Source organism: Micromonospora sp. M51, assembly GCF_018070305.1.
GTDB lineage: Bacteria > Actinomycetota > Actinomycetes > Mycobacteriales > Micromonosporaceae > Micromonospora > Micromonospora parva.
This window is the reverse complement of sequence record NZ_JAGPXZ010001280.1, coordinates 1-940: the sequence shown is the minus strand read 5'-3', so window position 1 is coordinate 940 and position 940 is coordinate 1. Positions and strand designations below refer to the sequence as shown.

1 protein-coding gene is annotated in these 940 nt (G+C 71.5%); it reads left to right on the top strand.

All coding sequences use genetic code 11. The annotated features are described in order from the left end of the window. Nucleotides 1–940 (top strand): Na+/H+ antiporter (locus tag KBX53_RS34280; RefSeq protein ID WP_247676618.1); only part of this gene is annotated, 940 nt, incomplete at both ends.

Genomic DNA, 940 nt, shown 5'->3' with positions numbered 1-940 from the left:
GTAGGCGTGGAGGCGCTCGTCCTGATCGTGGTGCTCGGTGTCACAGTGCTCGTCGGTACCACCGTTGGCGGTCGGTACCGGGTGGCCCCGCCGGTCCTGCTCATCGCGTTGGGCGTGCTGCTCGGGTTCACGCCGCCGCTGTCCGAGGTCACCCTGGAACCGGATCTGGTGCTGCTGATCTTCCTGCCGGCGATCCTGTACCGGGAGAGCCTCACCATCAGCCTGCGCGAGATCCGCGCCAACCTGCCGGTGATCGGGATGCTCGCCGTGGTGCTGGTGGTGCTCACCATGGTCACCGTGTCGTACGCCGCGCAGGCGTTCGGGGTGAACCCCGCCGCTGCCTGGGTGCTCGGCGCGGTCCTCGCGCCGACCGACGCCGCCGCGGTCACCGGTCTGGCCAAGCGGTTGCCCCGCAAGCTGCTCACCACCCTGCACGCGGAGAGCCTGATCAACGACGGCACCGCGCTGGTGGTCTTCGCGGTGGCAGTGGGTCTGCTCAGCCAGAGCGCCGAGCCGGGCGTGCTCGGCGTCGGCGAGGAGTTCGTCGGCGCCAGCGTCGGCGGTGTGGTCGCCGGTCTGCTGGTGGGGGCCGCCGTGGTGCTGGTCCGCAAACGGCTCGACGATCCGCTGCGCGAGGGCGCGCTCAGCGTGCTGACCCCGTTCGGCGCCTTCCTGCTCGCCGACTCGGTGCACGCCAGCGGTGTGTTGGCGGTGGTGGTCGCCGGCCTGGTGCTGTCCTACGCCGGCCCGCGGGTGATCCGCGCCCGGTCCCGGGTGCTGGCGTTCGCGTTCTGGGACCTGTCCACCTTCCTGATCAACGGTGGCCTGTTCGTCCTGCTCGGCACGCAGATTCCCCGCGCGGTGCGGGGCATCACCAGCACGTCGCCGCAGCGGGCGCTGCTGATCGCGCTGGTGGTCACGGTGGTCGGCGTTGCCTCCC